The sequence below is a fragment of the Acidimicrobiales bacterium genome (genome assembly GCA_035546775.1).
Taxonomy (GTDB): Bacteria; Actinomycetota; Acidimicrobiia; order Acidimicrobiales; family JACCXE01; genus JACCXE01.
In genome coordinates, this window is the sequence record DASZWD010000054.1 from 1 (window position 1) to 15,205 (window position 15,205).

At 68.8% G+C, this 15,205-nt stretch carries 12 protein-coding genes; 2 read left to right on the plus strand and 10 right to left on the minus strand.

Going from position 1 to position 15,205, the window contains the following annotated elements; genetic code table 11:
* From VHC63_13050 to amt, 4 genes are all read right to left on the minus strand, one after another.
* On the minus strand, window positions 1-642 hold a 642-nt coding region (locus tag VHC63_13050; GenBank protein HVV37530.1), incomplete at its 3' end, for a hypothetical protein.
* 87 nt (window positions 643-729) lie between these two features.
* Window positions 730-1,824, minus strand: coding sequence for a hypothetical protein (locus tag VHC63_13055; protein ID HVV37531.1), 1,095 nt, complete (start codon window positions 1,822-1,824; stop codon window positions 730-732).
* Between the two features lie 58 nt (window positions 1,825-1,882).
* A complete protein-coding gene (locus VHC63_13060; GenBank protein HVV37532.1) occupies window positions 1,883-2,218 on the minus strand; it encodes a P-II family nitrogen regulator in 336 nt (111 codons plus the stop codon).
* Window positions 2,218-3,810 carry an ammonium transporter gene (gene amt, locus VHC63_13065; protein HVV37533.1) on the minus strand — a complete coding sequence of 531 codons (1,593 nt, stop codon included), beginning with the start codon at window positions 3,808-3,810 and terminating at the stop codon, window positions 2,218-2,220. The genes VHC63_13060 and amt overlap by 1 nt, the downstream gene beginning before the upstream one ends.
* Before the next feature lie 85 nt (window positions 3,811-3,895).
* Here amt and VHC63_13070 point away from each other — a divergent pair, with 85 nt between their 5' ends.
* On the plus strand, window positions 3,896-5,245 hold the full coding sequence (locus VHC63_13070; protein HVV37534.1) for a polysaccharide biosynthesis C-terminal domain-containing protein: 1,350 nt from the start codon (window positions 3,896-3,898) through the stop codon (window positions 5,243-5,245).
* Window positions 5,242-6,840 carry a murein biosynthesis integral membrane protein MurJ gene (gene murJ, locus VHC63_13075; protein ID HVV37535.1) on the plus strand — a complete coding sequence of 533 codons (1,599 nt, stop codon included), beginning with the start codon at window positions 5,242-5,244 and terminating at the stop codon, window positions 6,838-6,840. Before VHC63_13070 ends, murJ begins: the two co-directional genes overlap by 4 nt.
* Here the strand turns inward: murJ and VHC63_13080 are convergent, their stop codons facing one another.
* Genes VHC63_13080 through VHC63_13105 form a run of 6 tightly spaced genes read right to left on the minus strand, consistent with a single transcriptional unit; the run spans window position 6,841 to window position 15,118 of the window.
* Complete coding sequence (locus tag VHC63_13080; GenBank protein HVV37536.1) at window positions 6,841-7,479, minus strand: ACT domain-containing protein; 639 nt, start codon at window positions 7,477-7,479, stop codon at window positions 6,841-6,843. It abuts the gene before it with no gap.
* Entirely contained in the window at window positions 7,476-9,644 is a 2,169-nt protein-coding gene (locus tag VHC63_13085) for a molybdopterin-dependent oxidoreductase (protein ID HVV37537.1), read from the minus strand. Before VHC63_13085 ends, VHC63_13080 begins: the two co-directional genes overlap by 4 nt.
* Window positions 9,641-10,879, minus strand: coding sequence for a DmsC/YnfH family molybdoenzyme membrane anchor subunit (locus tag VHC63_13090; GenBank protein HVV37538.1), 1,239 nt, complete (start codon window positions 10,877-10,879; stop codon window positions 9,641-9,643). The genes VHC63_13085 and VHC63_13090 overlap by 4 nt, the downstream gene beginning before the upstream one ends.
* Window positions 10,876-11,217, minus strand: a complete 342-nt coding sequence (gene nirD / locus VHC63_13095; protein HVV37539.1) for a nitrite reductase small subunit NirD — start codon at window positions 11,215-11,217, stop codon at window positions 10,876-10,878. The genes VHC63_13090 and nirD overlap by 4 nt, the downstream gene beginning before the upstream one ends.
* Window positions 11,214-13,652, minus strand: coding sequence for a nitrite reductase large subunit NirB (gene nirB, locus VHC63_13100; GenBank protein HVV37540.1), 2,439 nt, complete (start codon window positions 13,650-13,652; stop codon window positions 11,214-11,216). The genes nirD and nirB overlap by 4 nt, the downstream gene beginning before the upstream one ends.
* Window positions 13,649-15,118 carry a nitrate/nitrite transporter gene (locus VHC63_13105; GenBank protein ID HVV37541.1) on the minus strand — a complete coding sequence of 490 codons (1,470 nt, stop codon included), beginning with the start codon at window positions 15,116-15,118 and terminating at the stop codon, window positions 13,649-13,651. Before VHC63_13105 ends, nirB begins: the two co-directional genes overlap by 4 nt.
* Window positions 15,119-15,205: the final 87 nt, after the last annotated feature.

The following is a 15,205-nucleotide window of genomic DNA, read 5'->3' on the forward strand; positions in this document are numbered from 1 at the left end:
ACTGATGAGCATGTTGACGATGCGCACGACGGGCGCGTCGTCGGGCATGACGTCGGCCGTCGTCGCCGTCTTGTGACGCGACGACTCGGCGGCTTCGAACGCTTCGACGAGACGGCCGACGGAGTCGAGCGCGCGATACGCGTTGTTGATGGCGCGTTCGATGTCGGACGACGGCGCGATGTGCAGCGTCACCGCCGTCTTCATCGCCGTGCGCAGCTTGTTCGCGGTTTCCGGCGACGGGTCCGCGGCGGCGACGATCACCGTGTTGTCCTCGCCGCGGTGCAGCGGGATGACGAGCAGTTCGCGCGCCGTGGCTTCCTTCAGCAGCGAGACGACTTCGGCGTCGGGCGCCTCGCGTCGTAGGTCGGCGAAGGGCACGCCGAGCTGTTCGCCGACGGCGGCTACGACGTCGCGCTCGGCGATCGCTCCCATCTCGACGAGCACATCGCTGAGCGCTTTGCCCGAAGTGCCCTGACGTTCCTTCGCCGCCTCCAGCTGCTCGGTGGAAATAAGGCCGCGCTGCACCAAAAGGTTGGCGATGGCCGATCCGGCGCCCGCGGATGGCGCCGCCGACTGGGTCGTGGGCGCGCTCGGCTCATCGAGCGCAGGGCGCTCGGTCGCCTTGCGGCGGCCCAGTGCCATTACGAACCAGCTTCAAAGGTCACGGGCGCACAATTTTACCGCGAGGCTCCACAACCGGGGGTTACCGCGGGATTGCCGGGTGGTGGCTTACCGGAGGCGTCGGCGGAACCCGAAGGCGAATGCCACCACCACGCCGAGGCCGAACACTTCGCGTGACGCGTCGTCAGCGGCCGCCGTCTGGGTTGGTGGGTTCGCGGGCGTGGGCGAGGGCAGCGTCACCGCGACCGGCGCGACCACCGCGACCGGCGGCGCCGGCAGCGGTGGGGGTGGCGGAGGTGGTGGCGTATCGGCGTCGAGGTGCACCGTCCAGCCGAGGTCGTGGAGGATGCCGAGCGCCGCGGGACCGACTTGGTGGATCGTCTCGCCGCGGCGGATCGTCGTGGTCATCAACGCGTCGGGACTCCCGGGCGAGTAAGCGACTTCCGCGAGGTGAGCCAGGCTGCAGTGGTAGTTCCATTGCGACCGCGACTCGATCCGGATGCGGCGGCCACCGGCGTCGCGCGCGGGGCCGCCCCAGACGACCGCGCCGCTCGTCACCGCGACGCGTAGCGCGGCCGACGGACTCGGGAACGCCGACTTGTCGAGCAGCGGTGCGCCGCTGCGCCCGTCGACGAGGAACCGGTCCATGGCGACGGCGCCGAAGCCGCTGCCGTCGTCACCGAAACGCCCCCACGCGACCTGGCCGTCGCCGGCGTCGTGAAACGACGCGAATAATCCGAGTCCGTGACCGATCTCGTGCAGAGCGAATGTTTCGAGGTCGACGTAGCCGGGCGGTGCCGGCGTGTCGGGGTCGAATTGCCAGCGCTCGCGCGTGCTGAAGGTGATCGAAACGTCGGGCCGCCCGTCGCGCAGGTCGCGCCCGCTCAACGCGTCGGCCAGCGCGACCGGTTCGAGGTCACCGTCGGGTGCGGCGCGCACGAGACGCAGGTGGTCGCTCGCCGCCGCGACCAGTGGCGGAAGGTCGCCCCAGTGCACGGCGACGACGACGGGCACCGGCGTGCTGACAAGCGCGCTCCAGTGCGTCAGCGCGCGCTCGATGGCGACGTGCGCCTCAAGCGGTACCGACGCGTCATAGCTCGCGCGGAACTCGCTGCTGGTGGCGTGCGCCGGCGCCGGCGCGGCCAGCACGACCGCCGCGACGACACCAGCAATGCACGCGTTGATCCGCCCCCGGAAACGCACGATCGCAGGAGACCATGCCCGGGTACCGCGGCGCTATGGCAGCGGTCACATCGTGGGACTACGTGGTCTTCGAGGGCAGGCCGTTGCGGATGTTGTAGACCGCGACCACGTCCGAGACCGTGATCAGCCCGTCGCCGAGGTTGCCGGTGTAGGCACCGGTCACGATCGCTTCCACCGCGCCGACGACCTCGTCGTCCTCGACGATGACGGTCACCTGGAGCTTGTGGGTGACGGCGAGCTCATAGGTCTGGCCGCGCCACTCACCCACCTTCTCGGGCGACTGACCGTGGCCCCGCACGTCGGCGATGGTGAAGCCGGCAAACCCGGCCTCCTTCAACTGCTCGGCGACGTTGTCGAATCGGTCGGGGCGGATGACAGCTTCGATGCGCTTCATTAACCGGCCACCTCTTCACGCAGCGCCTTGGCCGACGTGGCCACCGACGCGTTTCCGACGGGAGCAAACACTGGTCCCTGCGCTTCGAGGAAGTCGGGATAGGCCAGCGCCCCCATTTCCGGCAGGTCGAGACCGGCGATCTCGTGCTCTTCCTTCGAGCGGAACCCGACCGTCTTCTCGAGGATCTTGAAGAAGATGATGCAGGCGATCGAGCACCACACGACGAGGGTGACCACGTCGATGAGCTGGGCGCCGAGCTGGCCGGCGCTGCCGTAGAAGAGTCCCTTCACCGGCGAGGCGACTCCGTTGAGGCCGGCGCCGTACGAGCCGTCGGCGAACAGGCCGACGGCGATGAGGCCCCACAAACCGTTGGCGCCGTGCACCGCGACCGCACCCACCGGGTCGTCGACCTTGAGCACACGCTCGACGAACACGACGACACCGACGACGAGGCAACCGGCCACGGCGCCGATGACGCAGGCGCCCCAGGGGGCGACGAAGGCGCACGGGGCGGTGATGGCCACGAGGCCGGCGAGCAGCCCGTTGGCCGTCATCGACGGGTCGGGCTTGCCGAAGACACGCCACATCACGAGCATCGCCGCTATGCAACCCGTCGCCGAGGCCAGGATCGTGTTGACGATCACGGCGGTGAAGCGGAAGTCGGTGCCGGCGAAGGTCGACGCACCGTTGAAGCCCATCCAACCGACGAGGAGGATGAAGGTGCCGAGGATGGCCATCGGCAGGTGGTGACCCGGGATGGCGCGGGGCTTGCCGTCCTTGTCGAACTTGCCGATGCGGGGCCCGAGCATCTTGGCGCCCCAGAAGGCGGCCACGCCGCCCATGGCGTGCACGACGCCCGAGCCGGCGAAGTCGACGGCGCCGTGGCCGAGCTTCGGGCCCATCGCGCCGATCTGGCTCAGCCAGCCACCGCCCCAGACCCAGTTGCCGTAGACGGGATACAGGATCATCGAGGCGAACAGCCCCCACACGCAGAAGCTCGAGAACTTCCAGCGCTCCGCCATGGCGCCGGTCGGAATCGTGGCGGTCGCATCCATGAACACGAGCTGGAAGAAGAAGAAGCCCAGGATCGAAACGTCATAGGAGTTGCCGCCGAGGAAGAAGCCGTGGTGGCTCAGGATGTTCCAGGCGCCGATGTGCCACGGCGCGCCGAGTGACGTGATGCCGAGTATCCCTCTGACGTCGACGGATCCGAACATGAATGCGTAGCCGCACACGTACCAGCCGATCACCCCCAACGCGAAGATGACCATGTTCATCATCATGGTGTGGCTGGCGTTTTTGGCTTGCGTGAAGCCGGTCTCGACGAGGGCGAAGCCCGCCTGCATGAACAGCACCAGCACGCCACCGACCGTCAACCAGACAAGGTTGATGGCGATCCGGTTCTGCTCGACCTGGTCGGCGATCTTCTCGATCGTGGGCGTGTGCCCGCCGGTGAATGACGTCGATACCGACGCGTCATTGCCAGTATGGGTGCCGTTGTGATCCCCGTTCGCCGCGAAAGCAGTGCCCGCCGTTGCGCCCAGCGCCAGCAGCACGATCGCGACGACGCCAAAAATACGTCTACGCCACATGATGTCCTCCGTCCGTTTCGTCGGAGTGTTACATCGGCGTCAGAACGGCGTAAGGATCGCGACGGGCTTCTTCACGGACGTTCACGTGGCTGAAACAGATTCGAAACAATCCGACGGCGAAGCGCCACTTTCGATCGGTCGTTTCCTCGGACGCGGCGCATCGACGTCGTTCGTGTTGCAGGCGAGCGCCGTCGTGCTCAATTACGTCACGAACATCGTCTTCGCCCGCACGCTCGGCGTCGACGACTTCGGCGTGTTCACCTACGTCACGAACTGGGCCCGGATCGGCGGCGGGATCAGCCACCTCTCGATGGCGAGCAGCGGGCTGCGCTTCGTGGCCGAGCATTCCGCCGCCGAGGACTGGCCCGAGGTCAAAGGCGTCATCCGCACGAGCCGCCAGCTCCCGGTGTTCCTCGGCGGTGCGGCCGCCGTCATCGGCTCGGTCGCGATTCTGGCGGTCCAGGGACGCACACCGGCGTCGGTCGCCATGGTGCTGGCGTTGTGGATCATCCCCACCGCCGGGCTCATCGAGATGCAGGAGACGATCCTGCAGGCCTACCGGCTCATCTTCCGGGCGTTCTTCCCGTGGCTCGTGTTCCAACCGATCGTCGCGATCGCATTGGCGCTCGGCGCGCTGCTATTCGGCGTGCACGTGTCGGCCTCGATGGCCGTCGCCATCATGCTCGGCTCCTACGTCGCCGCGCTGGCGTTGCAGGGCGTGTGGTTGCACGCGGCGATACCCGCTGAGGTGCACGCCGCGCCCGCGGCTTACGAGTACCGCGCCTGGACGAAGGTGACGGCGCCGATCTTCCTGTCCAACGTGGTGTCGATCGTGTTCACGCGACTCGACGTCGTGATGGTCGGCATCTTCCTCGGCGCCAAGGAAGCGGGTATCTACGCCGTCGCCATGCGCGCCGGCAACCTCGCCCAGATCGGTCAGTCGTCGATGGCCGCCATCGTCAGCCCGCGCATCTCACATCTGTACTGGGCCAACCGCGAGGACGAGCTGCAGGACCTCGCGCTCACGTCGGTGCGTTGGATCTTCTTCCCGTCCGTGGCCCTGACCGCGCTGATGTTCCTGTTCGCCAACCCGATCCTCAGTGTCTTCGGCCACGCGTTCATCGCCGGGCGCTGGGTGCTGATCTGGATCGCGCTCGGGCAGCTGGTCAGCGTCAGCTCGGGGCCCGTCGGCTGGCTCATGAACCTCACCGGTCGCCAGAACACCGCGGCGAAGGTGTTCGGCGCCACCGCCGCGCTCACCGTCGTCGGCTACATCGTGCTCATCCCGTGGCTCGGCATCGTCGGGGCTGCTATCGCCAACGCGGCGGCGATCGCGGTGCGCAACCTCGTGCTGTCGAGGTTCGCCCGTCGCAGCCTCGGCTACAACGTGTCGGTCTGGGCGTCGCTGCGCCGCCGCCATCCGGAGCAGGCATGACCGTCCCCGTCGACGCGCCCGACGGCGAGGGCACCCAGGGCGTCATCCGCTCCAGCGCGCTCGTCGCCGTGGGGACGGGGTTGTCGCGCGTTACGGGGTTCTTGGCGCTCGCGGCGGTCGCCTACGCCCTCGGCTTCACCCGCCTTACCGACACCTACAACCTGGCCAACACGACGCCGAACATGGTCTACGAGTTGCTGCTCGGCGGCGTGCTGTCGGCGACGCTCGTGCCCGTCTTCGTCGAGCGGCTCGAGGACGACGACGCCGAAGGCATCGGCGCGGTCGTGTTCGTGAGCATCGTCGCGTTGGTGGCGCTGACCGCGGTCGGGCTCTTGGTGGCGCCGCTGATCATCCGGCTGCTGACGGCGGAGGCGCCCGGCGCCACCGCCCATCTGCAACGTCACGTCGCCAACGGCCTGCTGCGCATGTTCATGCCGCAGGTCTTCTTCTACGGCCTGATCGCGATCGCGACGGCGCTACTGCACGCGCGCCGGCGCTTCAACGTGCCGGCGTTCGCGCCCGCGCTCGCCAACCTCGTCGAGGTCGCGCTGTTCCTCTGGGTGCGTCACGTCGCGAGCGGCACGCCGACGCTGCAGCAGGTAGCCCACGATCGCGGGCTGGCGCTGCTGCTCGGGCTCGGCACGACCGCCGCGGTCGCGTCGATGGCGATCCCGATCGCAGTGGCGGTACACCGCAGCGGGCGCGTGCGCCTGTCGACGAGCTGGCGCCACCCGGCGGTGGCGAAGGTGTTCCGGCTCTCGGGGTGGACGATTGGCTACGCCGTGGCCAACCAGGCGTCGCTGTGGGTGATCCTCGTGCTCGCCAACCGCCACGCCGGCGGGGTCGCCGCCTACCAGGGTGCCTTCGTGTTCTTCCAGCTGCCGCACGGGCTGTTGGCGGTGTCGCTGATGACGACGATCACGCCGGAGCTGGCGCGGCGGGCGACGCGGGGCGAGTGGCAGGCATGGCGCGATCGCTTCGACGGCGGGCTGCGCCTGCTGCTCGTGGTGGTCGCACCGGCGGCGACCGGCTACGTGGTGCTGGCGCGGCCGCTGATCACGACGCTGCTGCAACGCGGCGCTTTCTCCAGCGGTTCGACGTCGCTCACCGCGCACCTGCTCGTGACCCTCGCCGCCGGCCTCCCCGGCTTCTCGGTGTACCTCTACACGCTGCGCGGCTTCTACGCCCTGAGCGACACGCGTACGCCCTTCGCGTTGAACGTGGTGCAGAACGTGCTCACCGTCGTCGCCGCGCTCGCCTTGGATCCACACTTCGGTGTCGCCGGGCTCACCGCCGCGATCGCGCTGGCGTACACGCTCGCCGCCGTGTTGGCGCTGGCCGCGTTGCGCCGCCGCGTCGGCGGCGTCGTGCGCATGCACACGGTCGTCACCGCCGTGCGGGTCTTCGTCGCCTGCGCTGTAATGGGCGCCGCGGTGGTCGCGATCCGCCACGTGACTTCGGGCCGCGGTGCGCTGATGACGACCGCGGTCGGCGTGCTCGTCGGCATCGTCGTCTACGTCGCCGGTGTCTCGGCGCTGCGGGTATCCGAAGCCCGCGAACTCGTCGGGGTCGCCCGGGGCGTCGTGCGTCGGTAGCTAGAACCCCAGCGCCCGCGCGATGGCGGCGTGCCATGCGGGCGACAGTTTCCCGCCGGCGGCAACGCTGAGATCGAAGCGGTCGCGCGCCCGTCCCCCGACGGTGTCGACGGACGCGGCATGGACGTCGACGCCGGCGTCGGCGAAGACCGTCGCGATGGCGTGCAGCAGCCCCGGCTGGTCGGCGGCGACGACCTCGCACGCCGTATAGGCCGGCGATGCGTCGTTGTCGAAGGTCACGCTGGCGATGGCAACGGACGTCGGCAGATACGGCCGGTCGAGGGCCCGGGCGAACTCGTCGGCTCCGGGAGCGCCGTGACGGTCGACGACGAAGCTCTGGAGCGCGGCGCCGTCGTCCCACGTGGCGACGACCGCCTGAAGCACGCCGATGCCGTGCGCCGCGAGTACGCCGGTCGTCCGGGCCAGCAGGCCCGGGCGGTCGCGGGCCGCGATGTCGAGGTTCCACGCACCGCGTCGGCGCGCTGGGGTGGTGGCGACGCGCACTTCGCCGGCGCGTGGCAGCGGGTCGAGCAGCGCGGCGTGGCGCGCCAGATCGGCGCGGTCGTGCACGGCCACATAGGCCGCGGGCGCGGTGGCGATGCGGTCGGGTACGGCGGCGCGGCGGCGCAGCGTGATCATCGGCGGGCCCGGCGCACGTCCACCGCGCCACTTTTGTACGAAGGCTGGCGCGAGTAGGGATCGAACGACGCGTTGGTCAGCTTGTTCGTCGCCACGTAGTGCATCGGCACGAACACCTGCCCGGCGCGCACCGTCGGCGTCACACGGGCTTGCGCCTGCATCGACCCGCGCCGCGACACGACGACGACGGAGTCGCCGTCTCCGATCCGTCGCCGGCGCGCGTCGTCGGGCGCCAGCTCCACGTAGGGCTCCATGTCGCTCAGCGAGCGCAGCACCGCCGACTTCGCCGTGCGGGTCTGGGTGTGCCATTGGCTCGAGCCGCCGCGGCCGGTGAGCAGGAACAGCGGGTAGTCGTCGTCGACGGGTTCGGCCACAGGACGCGGGGCCTCGAACACGAAGCGCGCCCGGCCATCGGCGTGGAAGAAACGGCCGTCTTCGAACAGGCGGCGCTCGTCGGTCGCTTCGACCACCGCGCCGCGCGGGAAGGGCCACTGCACGCCGCCGCAGCGGTCGACGGCGTCGTATCCGTCGATGCCCGTGATGTCGCACGGTCGACCGGCCGAGAGGCGCTGGATGATCCCGAAGACGTCCTCGGGCGTTTGCCATTCGGCGAAGAGATCGCCGCAGCCCCAGGCGTCGGCGATCAGGCGGAAGATGGCGAAGTCGGAGAGCGCGTCGCCGGGTGCGGCGGCGACCCGCTTGATGATGCCGACGCGGCGCTCGGAGTTGATGAAGGTGCCTTCCTTCTCCCCCCAGCCGGCGGCCGGCAAATACAGGTCAGCGCACTCCGCGGTTTCGGTCGTGGGGTACATGTCCTGCACGACGAGGAAGTCGAGCTTGTCGAACCCGAAACGCATCATGTCCTGGTAGATCCACGAGTGCGCGGCGTTCGTGGCAATGATCCACAGGCCTTTGATCTTGCCATCGAGGACGCGCTCGACGATCTGGTCGTAGGCGAGCGACGGGCGGTCGGGGATGCGGCTCACGTCGATGCCGAGGATGTCGGCCACGTCGGCGCGGGCGTCGGGGTTGGCGAAGTCGCGACCACCGAGCAGGTTCGTCGTGTTGCTGAACAGCCGTGAGCCCATGGCGTTGCACTGGCCCGTGATGGAGTTGGCGCCGGTCCCCGGCCGCCCGATGTTGCCCGTCATCAGCGCGAGGTTCACGATGGCCTGCGCGGTGCGCGTCGACTCGTGACCCTGGTTGACGCCCATCGTCCACCAGAACGACACGCGCTCGCCGTCGTGGATCGTGCGCGCCAAGCGCTCGATATCGGTGGCCTCGAGGCCGGCGGTCGCCGCCACGTGCTCGGGCGCGAAGTCGGCCACGAACGCGGCGAACGCGTCGAACTCGTTTGTGTGGGCGTCGATGTAGCCGTGATCCACCCAGCCCTCGCGCACGAGGACGTGCGCCACTGCGTACAGGAAGGCGAGGTCCGACTTCGGTGTGATGGCGTAGTGCTGCGTGGCCGCCGCCGCGGTCTCGGTCGTGCGCGGGTCGACGACGATGATCTCGGGTGCGTGCGGGTTGCGGCACACGCGCTCCCACATGATCGGATGCGCGATGCACAGGTTCGAGCCGACGAGCACGATCACGTCGGACTCTTCGAAGTCGGCGTAGGTGTACGGCGGAGCGTCGAAGCCGAACGACTCCTTGTACGCCACCACGGAGGTGGCCATGCACTGGCGCGTGTTGCCGTCGCCGTGGACCAGGCCCATCCCGAACTTGGCGAGCGCGCCGAGGAAGGCCATCTCTTCTGTCGGGATCTGGCCGGTCGAGAGGAAGGCCACCGACTCAGGGCCGTACGCGTCGAGGATCGCCCCGAAGCGGTCGACGAACGTCGTGATGGCCGCGTCCCAGCCGATGGGCTGGAGCTTGCCGCGATGATCGCGCCACAGCGGCGTCGTCCCTCGGTCGGATGCGCGCAGCGGCGTCAGCGCTTCCCAGCCCTTGGGGCACGCCATCCCGAGGTTGACCGGATACTTCGTCGTGGGCGTGATGTTCACCGCCTGGCCCTCGCGCAGGTGGACGTCGAGCGAGCACCCTGTCGAGCAGAAGCCGCACACCATCGAGGTGACCGCCGTTGGCTTGCCGGCTGCCGGCACCTGGCCGAGGCCGAAGCCGCCGGGCACGCGGGCGAGTTCGCGTGTGAGCTTGCCTGTCATCGGGTGAAGAAGCGCAGTCGTTCGCGCATCTGCAGCGTTATCACCGCGGCGAAGAGCGGAAGCGACCACGGCGACACGATCAGCGCGACCGTGGCCAGGCCCGCGATCGCGGCCCCGCCGAAGAACCGCGCGCCCACGTGAGCGAAACCCCACCGCGGGGTCGTCGCGTAGATGAGCACCGAACACAGCACGCCGGCGACGCCGGCGCCCGCGGCGGCGAGGCTCAGCGCCAGGGCCGGCTTCACTGCGTAGGCAATTGCCAACGGCATGAAGACGCCGAAGGCGAGGATCTCCCGCGACAGCCACGACGTTCGCAGCCCGAGCAGCGCGCGGTACGCGTATCGCGGTCGTCCGAGGTGAAACACCGACGCGCTCAACGCCAGCAGCCCCACGGCGGCGATGAGGGAACTGTCGACGACGCTGCGCCGGCCAAGGAACAGTTCGGTCACGAACGCGCCCACGGACAGCTGCGTGAGCACGAGCATGACGGCGAGCGCCGGGTGCCCCTCCTTGCGACTTTGTGTATCTGAGTGCACCCCAGCGCGCACGGGAATACACAAAGTCGGTTTGGCGGTCACGTACTGCGTCGTCGACAGCCCGTCGACGACGTCCGCGGAGTCGACGATCGTGATCGAGATCGCCTGATTCGGACAACCCTGCACGCAGGCCGGGGCTTCGCCCTCGGCGAGGCGCCCGCTGCACATGTCGCACTTGCGCACGATGCCGAGGCGGTGGTTGAACGTCGGCACCTCGTACGGGCACGTCAGGGTGCAATAGGAGCAGCCGATGCACTGGTCGTCGAGATGCCGGACGATGCCGGTGACGGGGTCCTTCTCGTAGGCGTTGACCGGACAGCCGCGCATGCACGCCGGGTCGACGCAGTGATGGCAGGCGGCGGTCACCGTCTGCTGCGTCGCCACGCCTCCGCGCTCGCCGTCGACGCGGGTGACGCGGCGCCACGCTTCGTCCTCGTCGAGACCGTTGAGCGAGTGGCACGCCACCACGCACGCCTTGCACCCGGTGCAGGCGTCGAGGTCGACACGAAACGCGTACTGCTGCCCGGCTTGAGGTGACGCAGTCGGCAGCAGGTCGCGGTAGTAACGCGCCTGCGCGTGTTCCGCGTCGGCTTCGTGGCGCTGGGCGAAGCGTTCGACGGCGGTCAGGTCGGCCTGTTCGGCCAGCCAGCGGTCGACGGGCGTCGCCTCCGGTGTGTCAATGGACGACAGCAGCGTCAACGCGCTCCGATCTCGATGCGCCCGCCGACGACGCGCGTCGGGAACGTCGTGAGGTGCACGGTGGCGTCGTCGAAACACGCACCGGTGCGCAGGTCGAAGCTCTGCTTGTACACCGGCGAGCTCACCTTGGGCGCGTCGCCCCGCGAACCCACGATGCCCCGCGACAACACGTTGGCCCCTGAGAACGGGTCGTAGTTCGACAACGCGAAAACGGTGTCGTCGTCCCAGCGGAACACCGCCACCTGTTCGCCGCCGACAAGGGCGGCGACGCCGCGGCCGGGAATGAGATCGTCGAGACCGCACACGTCGGTCCATGTCGTCAACAGCAGGTCGGTCATGCGTTGATGAAGCTCCTGAATCGGGCGACCCGCTGCGGGTCGCGAACGGTTGCCTTCCACTCACACTCGTAGGCGGCGACGTGCTGTTCCATCTCGGCCTCGAGTTCCGCCGCGATGCCGAGGCAGTCGTCGATCACGACGCGGCGGAGGTAGTCGAGACCGCCGTCGAGCTTGTCGAGCCAGGTCGCCGTGCGCTCGAGGCGATCGGCGGTGCGGATGTAGAACATCAAGAAGCGGTCGATGTAGGCGACGAGCGTGTCGTCGTCGAGGTCCTCGGCGAACAGGTCGGCGTGACGGGGACGCATGCCGCCGTTGCCGCCGACGTAGAGGTTCCAGCCGCGTTCGGTGGCGATGACGCCGAAGTCCTTGCTCTGCGCTTCGGCGCATTCCCGCGTGCAGCCCGAGACCGCCGACTTGATCTTGTGCGGCGCCCGCAGTCCGCGGTATCGCAGCTCGAGGCGAATCGCCATCGCGGTCGAGTCCTGCACCCCGAAACGGCACCACGTTGAGCCGACGCAGCTCTTCACCGTCCGCAGCGCCTTGCCGTAGGCGTGGCCCGACTCCATGCCGGCGTCGATGAGGCGCGACCAGATCGTGGGCAGGTCGTCGACGCGGGCGCCGAACAAGTCGATGCGCTGGCCGCCGGTGATTTTCGTGTACAGCCCGAACTCCTTGGCGACTTCCCCGATGGTGATCAGCTGGTCGGGCGTGATCTCGCCGCCGGGCACGCGTGGCACGACCGAGTACGTGCCGTCGCGCTGCAAGTTGGCGAGGAAGTGGTCGTTGGTGTCCTGGAGCGCGGCCTGCTCGCCGTCGAGGATGTAGCCGCCGCCGAGCGATGCCAGCATCGACGCCACCGCCGGCTTGCAGATCTCGCAGCCGTGCCCCGTACCGTGGCCCGCCAGCAACTCGGAGAACGACACGATGCGGTGCACGCGCACGATGTCGAACAACTCCTGGCGCGAGTAGGCGAAGTGCTCGCACAAGTCGTTGCGCACCTCGACGCCGGCCTGGCGCAGCTCGTCCTTGAGCAACTCGGTCACGATCGGCACGCAGCCACCACACGTGGCGCCCGCCTTCGTCGCCGCCTTGATCTCGCGCACGTCGGTGCACCCACCGTCGCGCACGGCGCCACAGATCGTCGCCTTCGTCACGTTGTTGCACGAACACACCGTTGCCGTCTCGGCCAGAGCGCCGACACCGACGACGGCGCGGTCGCTGTCGGCGGCGGGAAAGATGAGTTGCTCGGGGTGTTCCGGCGTCGGCAGGTCGCCGCGGCTCATCTGCAACAGCAGCTGGTAGGCGGACGCGTCGCCGACGAACACCCCGCCGCGTACTGACGTGCCGGCATCGTCGACGACGAGGCGTTTGTAGACCTTGTTGACGGGGTCGTCGTAGGTGATGGCGCGGGCGCCCTCGCCGGTAGCGAAGGTGTCGCCGAACGACGCGACGTCGACGCCCATGAGCTTCAACTTGGTGGAGAGGTCACCACCGTCGAACGTCGCCTCGCCGCCCAGGACGCGGTCGGCGGCAACGCGGGCCATTTCGTAGCCGGGGGCCACGAGGCCCCAGATCCGATTGTCGGCGAGGGCGCACTCGCCGATGGCGTAGATCGCCGGATCCGTCGTGCGGCAGCCGGCATCGACGACGATGCCGCCGCGCTCGCCGACATCGAGCCCGCACGCCCGTGCCAACTCGTCGCGTGGCCGAATGCCGGCGGAGAAGACGACGATGTCGACGTCGAGCGTCGCGCCGTCGGCGAAGCGGAGGGCAGCGACGCCGCCGTCATCACCGCCGAGGATCTGCTCGGTGGCGCATGACGTGTGCACGATGATGCCCAATGCTTCGACGTGCGAACGCAGCGTGGCGCCGCCGCCATCGTCGACTTGCAGAGGCATCAGCCGCGGCGCGAACTCCATGACGTGCGTGTCGAGGCCCAGCAAGCGCAGAGCATTCGCGGCTTCGAGGCCGAGCAGCCCACCGCCGATCACGGCGCCGACGCCACGACCCGCGGCATAGCTGCGAATCGCCTCGAGGTCGTCGAGCGTGCGGTACACGAAGCAACCCGGACGGTCGCGCCCGTCGATCGGCGGCACGAACGGCGCCGACCCCGTCGCCAGGACCAGGGCGTCGTAGGCGATGGTGTTGCCGCAGTCGGTTGCGACGCTCTTGGCCGCACGGTCGACCGCGATCACCTGCTCCGCGAGGTGCAGGTTGACCGGGTCGTAATCACCGGGGGCGACGAGCGAGAGTTCCTCGGCCGTCGTGCCCGTCATGTAGGCGCTGAGTCCGACGCGGTCGTAGGCGACGCGCGTCTCCTCGCCGATGACGATCATCTCGACGCCCGCTCCGCCGTCGCGGTCGAGCACGGTTTCCACGAACTTGTGACCAACCATGCCGTTGCCGGCGACGACGACGCGGAGCCGTGAGGTCACGCCGGCACCGCGGCGAGTCGCTTTGGCGCGATCTCGTGGGCCATCTCACCCCGCACGTACACCGCCCATGTGAGGCCGGCGAATACGACGTAGGACCCGAGGAACACCATCAGCGCCGGAACCGACCAGTCGGCGTGTTGGGCGGCGATGGCGAGTTTGTCGGCGGGTGTCGCCGCGGCCGTCACCAGCGCCGACACGTGGAGGCTCGCCTGGCGCAGCACCATCTGGATGAGCACGCCGCCGAAGGCGCCGATCGCGCCGATCACGCCGATGACCGCGGCAGCTTGGCGCTTGAAGTCGAGGGCGGTGGCCGCGTCCTCCGAACGACGCCGGCCGAGCGCCTGGTAGATCGACGGGATCATCTTGTAGGTCGAGCCGTTGCCGATGCCGCTGAGCAGGAACAGCACCTGGAACGAGAAGAAGAACACGCCGAAGCTGTGGCCCCGTACACCGGTGATCGCCGTGGCCGTCGCCGCCACCATGCCGACGAACACGCCCAGTGTCACCTTCGCCCCGCCCATGCGGTCGGCGATCCAGCCGCCCAGGGGCCGAGCCAGCGAGCCGACCATTGCGCCGGTGAAGCCAAGCCCCGCGAGGTACGTCGCGATGAACGGGTGCGCGCCCAGGAACTCGGGGAACGTGTTCTTGATCACGAGCGGCAGGGCGAACGAGAAACCGATGAAGGATCCGAACGTGCCGACGTAGAGGATCGACATGATCCAGGCGTGACCGTGCTTCAGGGACGCCTTGAGCGGCCCGGTGTCCGACTTCGCCTGGGTGAGGCTGTCCATGTACAGATACGACGCCACGACGGCGACGGCGATGAAGGGCAGCCAAATCAGCCCGGCGTGGGCGAGGTGCACCTTGTGCGGTTGCAGCTTCACCGCCGCGGCCGGCACGCCGACGATGACGGCGAGGGGCACGAGCAACTGGGCCACCGACACACCGAGGTTGCCGCCCGCCGCGTTGAGGCCGAGGGCAAAGCCCTTCTCTTTCTCCGGGTAGAAGAACGAGATGTTGGCCATCGACGACGAAAAGTTGCCGCCGCCGACACCCGCGGTCGCGGCGCACGCCAGCAGGATCCAGAACTGGGCGCCGTGCGACTGGTGGAGCAGCCACCCGCTAGGCACGACGATCGCCAGCAGCAGCGTGGGGATGAACAGCAGCGCGGCCGACAGCGTCGTCCACGCTCGCCCGCCGAAGCGCGGCACGGCGAGCGTGTAGGGCAGGCGCAACAACGAGCCGATGGCGTTCGGCGCGAGGGTGAGCGTGAACAACTCGGACAGCGACAGCTTGAAGCCGGCGTTACCGAGGTTGAGCACGACGATGGTCCACAACACCCAGACGGAGAAGCCGAGGTGTTCGGCGAACATCGACAGCATCAGGTTCTTGCGCGCGATCCGCTTCCCGGTGCTGTTCCAGAACGCGGCGTCTTCGGGGTCCCAGTGATCGATCCATCGGCTCATGGGACGCATTCAACGGGACGAGCAATTCCGAACCGTTGCCTTGCCGTGAACGGCGCGCGCCAAGCGCCGAACGTTGTCGCGGCCCGT

Bases quoted from the DNA above. Each gene is read 5' to 3' on its own strand.
- VHC63_13060 (HVV37532.1), bottom strand. From the start codon at position 2,218: ATGAAGCGCATCGAAGCTGTCATCCGCCCCGACCGATTCGACAACGTC.
- amt (HVV37533.1), bottom strand. From the start codon at position 3,810: ATGTGGCGTAGACGTATTTTTGGCGTCGTCGCGATCGTGCTGCTGGCG.
- murJ (HVV37535.1), top strand. From the start codon at position 5,242: ATGACCGTCCCCGTCGACGCGCCCGACGGCGAGGGCACCCAGGGCGTC.
- VHC63_13080 (HVV37536.1), bottom strand. From the start codon at position 7,479: ATGATCACGCTGCGCCGCCGCGCCGCCGTACCCGACCGCATCGCCACC.
- VHC63_13085 (HVV37537.1), bottom strand. From the start codon at position 9,644: ATGACAGGCAAGCTCACACGCGAACTCGCCCGCGTGCCCGGCGGCTTC.
- nirD (HVV37539.1), bottom strand. From the start codon at position 11,217: ATGACCGACCTGCTGTTGACGACATGGACCGACGTGTGCGGTCTCGAC.
- VHC63_13105 (HVV37541.1), bottom strand. From the start codon at position 15,118: ATGAGCCGATGGATCGATCACTGGGACCCCGAAGACGCCGCGTTCTGG.